This is a genomic window from Dyella sp. (genome assembly GCF_035486915.1).
GTDB lineage: Bacteria > Pseudomonadota > Gammaproteobacteria > Xanthomonadales > Rhodanobacteraceae > Dyella_B.
The window spans coordinates 1-4,506 of record NZ_DATHMR010000013.1 but is presented as its reverse complement, the minus strand read 5'-3'; the positions used below and the strand labels follow the sequence as shown (position 1 = coordinate 4,506).

Annotated in this window: 3 protein-coding genes; all 3 read left to right on the top strand. The window is 60.9% G+C overall.

Features of this window, described 5'->3' with window-relative positions:
• Positions 1–177: 177 nt before the first annotated feature.
• The gene (locus VK725_RS00995; RefSeq protein WP_325316204.1) at positions 178–2,484 is read left to right on the top strand and encodes a DUF1592 domain-containing protein; all 2,307 of its coding nucleotides are present in this window, start codon (positions 178–180) and stop codon (positions 2,482–2,484) included.
• 4 nt (positions 2,485–2,488) lie between these two features.
• Complete coding sequence (locus VK725_RS00990; protein WP_325316203.1) at positions 2,489–3,841, top strand: DUF1552 domain-containing protein; 1,353 nt, start codon at positions 2,489–2,491, stop codon at positions 3,839–3,841.
• 20 nt (positions 3,842–3,861) lie between these two features.
• Positions 3,862–4,506: ankyrin repeat domain-containing protein (locus VK725_RS00985; RefSeq protein WP_325316202.1), on the top strand; the 645-nt coding region annotated here is incomplete at its 3' end.

Below are 4,506 nucleotides of genomic sequence, written 5' to 3'. Positions count from 1 at the left end.
GGGCCGTACCCGCTAGACCCGCTATAGTTGTCTGACGATGCTTCCTCAGTCATCGTTGCTAGGCAGGAATGTAATGTAATGCGGTTAATGAGACAGCCAAAGCTCGCGCCCCACCGGATGTTCATCCTCGCGGGGGCGATCGTTTTCGCACAAGCCGCGGTTGCCCAAGACGGGAGCGTGGACAGTGCAGCGGTGATCGACAAGTACTGCGCCGTCTGCCACAACTCCAGCGACTACGCTGGCGGGGTCGATTTGGAATTCGCCGATGCCGCCAGCATCGGCGGAAGGCCGCAAGTCGGTGAGAAAATGATCAAACGCTTGCGCGCCGGCATGATGCCACCGGCGGGTAAGGCGCGCCCCGACTACGATACAGTGCAGTTGCTGGCGCAGAGTCTGGAGCAGAGCATCGACAAGATTGCCGCCACCAAGGATCCTCATCCGCTGGCGCCGGGCCTGCATCGCCTCAACCGCACCGAATACACAAACGCGATCCGCGATCTGTTGGACCTCGACATCGACGCCGCCAAGTTCCTGCCGTCCGACGACTCCAGTCACGGCTTCGACAACATGGCCGGCACCCTGACCACGTCGCCGGCGTTGATGGAGGCGTATCTGTCGGCGGCTGGCAACATCAGTCGTCTGGCCATGGGCACCGACACGGCGCCGACGCTGGCTGTGTTCGACGCGCCCCACGACACCAGCCAGAACGAATACGTCGAAGGCCTACCGTTCGGCACCCGTGGCGGCATGCTGATCGAACACGAATTCCCCGCCGACGGCGAGTACACGCTTACCGTAAAGGGCATGACCGGTTACTTCACCGCCGTACTCGGCAACGTCAAAGGTGAACAGTTGGAAGTCACCGTTGATGGCAAACGCGTGTACCTGTACGACTGGGACAGAGAAATCGCCACCAAACGCGGTGATGGCGGCAAGACTCCGGCCCTGCCGATCAAGGCCGGCTTTCACCGCATCGGCGTGGCGTTCCTCGCCACCAGCGATCTGCCCGACACCGCAATCGACAAATCGTTCCAGCGCACGATGAACTCGCCCGGCTCGATTTCCGGTTACACGTTCTACCCGCACGTGGGACAAGTATTCATCGAAGGTCCATTCAAGGGCACGGTGGCCACCGATACGCAAAGCCGACGCGCGATTTTCGAGTGCTACCCGAAGAAAGTCAGCGAGGAAGACCGCTGCGCACGCAAGATCATCTCTACGTTGACCACGAAGGCCTTCCGCCGTCCGGCCAGCGACGACGACATCAAGGTAATGACCGCCTTCTTTCACAGTGGACGTGAACAGGGTGGCAATTTCGACAGCGGCATCGAAGCGGTGATCCAGCGCATCCTGATTGATCCGGATTTCATTTACCGCGCAGAGATCGAGCCGGCCAAAGTAGCGCCAGGTACTCCCTACCAGATCAGCGATCTCGAACTGGCGTCGCGTCTGTCGTTCTTCCTGTGGAGCAGCATTCCTGACGAGGAGCTGATCAATCTCGCCTCCGCCAACAAGCTGCACAAGCCGAAGGTCCTGAAACAGCAGGTCGATCGCATGATCGCCGATCCGCGTTCGCAGGCGCTGGTGCAGAATTTCACAGGCCAGTGGCTGAATATCCGCGGCATCGCGGCCAGCGAGCCGGCGGTGAATGTGTTCCCCGATTTCGACAGCACCCTGCGCGATGCGTTCAAGCGCGAAGTCGAACTGTTCTTTGCCAGCATCATCCAGGAAGACCGCAGTGTGATCGATCTGCTGACGGCGGATTACACCTTCGTCAACGAGCGTCTGGCCAAACACTACGGCATCCCCGACATCTACGGCCCGCAGTTCCGGCGGGTCCAACTGGGACCCGATCAGGACATGCGCCGAGGCCTCTTGGGCAAGGGTGCACTGCTGACCATTACCTCTGAGGCGGCGCGGACCTCGCCGGTGAAGCGTGGCAAATGGTTCCTGCAGACCTTCCTGGGCGTAAGTCCGCCGGATCCGCCGCCTGGCGTGATAATCAAATTGGACCAGGTAACCGGTGAAACCCCGAAGACCATGCGTGCGCGCCTGCAAATACATAGCATCAACCCGACCTGCGCCACCTGTCACAAGATGTTCGAGCCGCTGGGTTTGGCGATGGAGAACTTCGACCCCGTGGGCGAGTGGCGCACGATTGAAGTGGGCACCCCGATCGACTCGCTCGGCATCGTCACCGACGGCACCCGCGTCGAAGGCATCAAGGGTCTGCGCGACCTCGCGGTGCGCAAGCACGAGATGTTCGTGGAAGTGGTGACCAAGAACCTGCTGACCTATGCCATCGGTCGAGGCCTCGATTACCAGGATATGCCACTGGTCCGTTCGCTGACGCACAACGCGGCGAAGGACAACTACAAGTTTTCGTCGCTGATCATGGGTGTGGTCCAGAGTCCGGCCTTCACCATGAACATGAAATCAGCCCCAGTTTCGCTGTCAGCCGCAAATTCGATGGAGGGTGAGTAGACCCATGTTCATTACCAAAAAGCATATCAGCCGTCGCGCCGTGTTGCGCGGCGTCGGCACCACGCTTGCCCTTCCTTTGCTGGATGCAATGCTCCCCGCCATGACGGCACAGGCAAAGACTGCGGCGAACACACCGCCACGTTTCTTCGGCGGCTTCGTGCCACACGGCGCGGCACCAGGCTACTGGATCCCCGACACAGTCGGCGCATTGCCGGACGAACTGCCGTTCATCTGGAAACCGATGGAGCCGTTCCGCAAACACCTGAATATTCTGACCGGTCTGCATTCGCGCTCGTCCGAGCCGCCTCCGGGTGAAACCGGTGCCGACCACTGGGTCGCTGCCGCGTTCCTGTGCGCGCAGAAACCGCGCAAGACCTCTGGTGCCGACGTTTACGCCGGCCAGACCATCGACCAGGTCATCGCCGCCAAGTACGGGCAGGAAACGCTGCTGCCATCAGTGGAAATTTCGGTGGAAGACCCCGGTTCGGGTTCGAGCAACTGCGGCGAAGGTTACAGCTGCGTCTATACCAACACGATCGCATGGGCATCGCCGACCACGCCGTTGCCGATGGAACTGAACCCGCAGGTCGTATTCGAGCGCATGTTCGGCAGCGGCAGCACCGCCGAGCAACGCGCACAGCGCCGCGAGCGTGATCAGAGCATCCTCGATTCGGTCAACGAGAAGATCAAAGGTATGCGCACTGCGATCAGTGTGCCGGACCGTGCACGCCTGGATGCCTTCACCGACAACGTGCGCGAGATCGAGCGTCGTATGCAGATCGCCGCCAAAGCGACGAATGCCGCACCGGAGGGTTTCGCGGTGCCCCCGGGCATTCCGCAGTCGTTCGATCAGCACATCAAGATCATGTTCGATCTGCTGGTGCTTGCCTTCCAGGCCGACATCACCCGCGTCAGCACCATGCTGTTCGCGCGCGATCTCACCGGCCGTGTCTATCCGGAATGCGAGTCGCCGACACTGGGATTCCACGGCGGCTCGCACCACGGTGAAGATCCGAATCTGATCAAGCAGCTGTCGAAGATCAACCAGTATCACGTGAAGGTGTTGGCGTACTTCGTCGACAAACTGGCTAATACCACCGATGGGGACGGCTCGCTGCTCGATCATTCTCTGCTGCTGTACGGCAGCAACATGGGCAACCCAAACCAGCACGTGCACTACGACGTGCCGCACATCCTGATCGGCGGCAACTACGGCAAACTGCAAGGTGGTCGCCATCTGGCGTTCCCGACCAAGCAGGTACCGACCGGCAATCTACTGTTGAGCATTCTCGACCAGTTCGACATCCACCGTGACAGTTTTGGCGATAGCACCGGCCCTCTGCCCGGCCTGGTGTGACGGCCTCGCTGAGAAACAGCATGCGTAGCTTTGCGTTGAAAACTCTCACTGCCTTGTTGCTATCGGCGATGGCAGGCGCTGCGTTCGCGCAAGCTCCAATTGCCGATGCCGCAAGTAAGGGCAACAACGCGGAAATCGAGCGTCTTTTGAAACACGGTGCCGACGTAAATCTACAACAGGCCGATGGCGCCACCGCCTTGCAATGGGCTGCATATCGGGGCGACGCAAAACTGACCGAGCTGCTGCTGAAGGCCGGCGCCAAACCGGACTTGCCCAATCACGATGGCGCCACGCCGCTGTGGCTGGCAGCGGCACGCGGTGATGCCGCCGTGATTCAAGCATTGCTCAAAGGCGGCGCCGATGCCAACGAACAGCTGCCGCTCGGTCGCCGCCCGCTAATGGTGGCCGCACGCTCGGGTAACGTCGATGCCGTGCATGCATTGCTGGTACACGGCGCCGATGTGAATGCCAGTGAAATCGAACGTGGTACCACCGCGTTGATGCAGGCTGCCGACCAGGGCCATGCCGACGTGCTGAAGGAATTGATCCAGCACGGCGCCCAAGTGGCGACCGTGTCCAAGCCGGTGCTGCGCGATGGGCGCACGGCAGCATTGGGCAACTCCGAAGATCCGCGCCGCGCCGTACGTCAGCAGGCCATCGCGGTG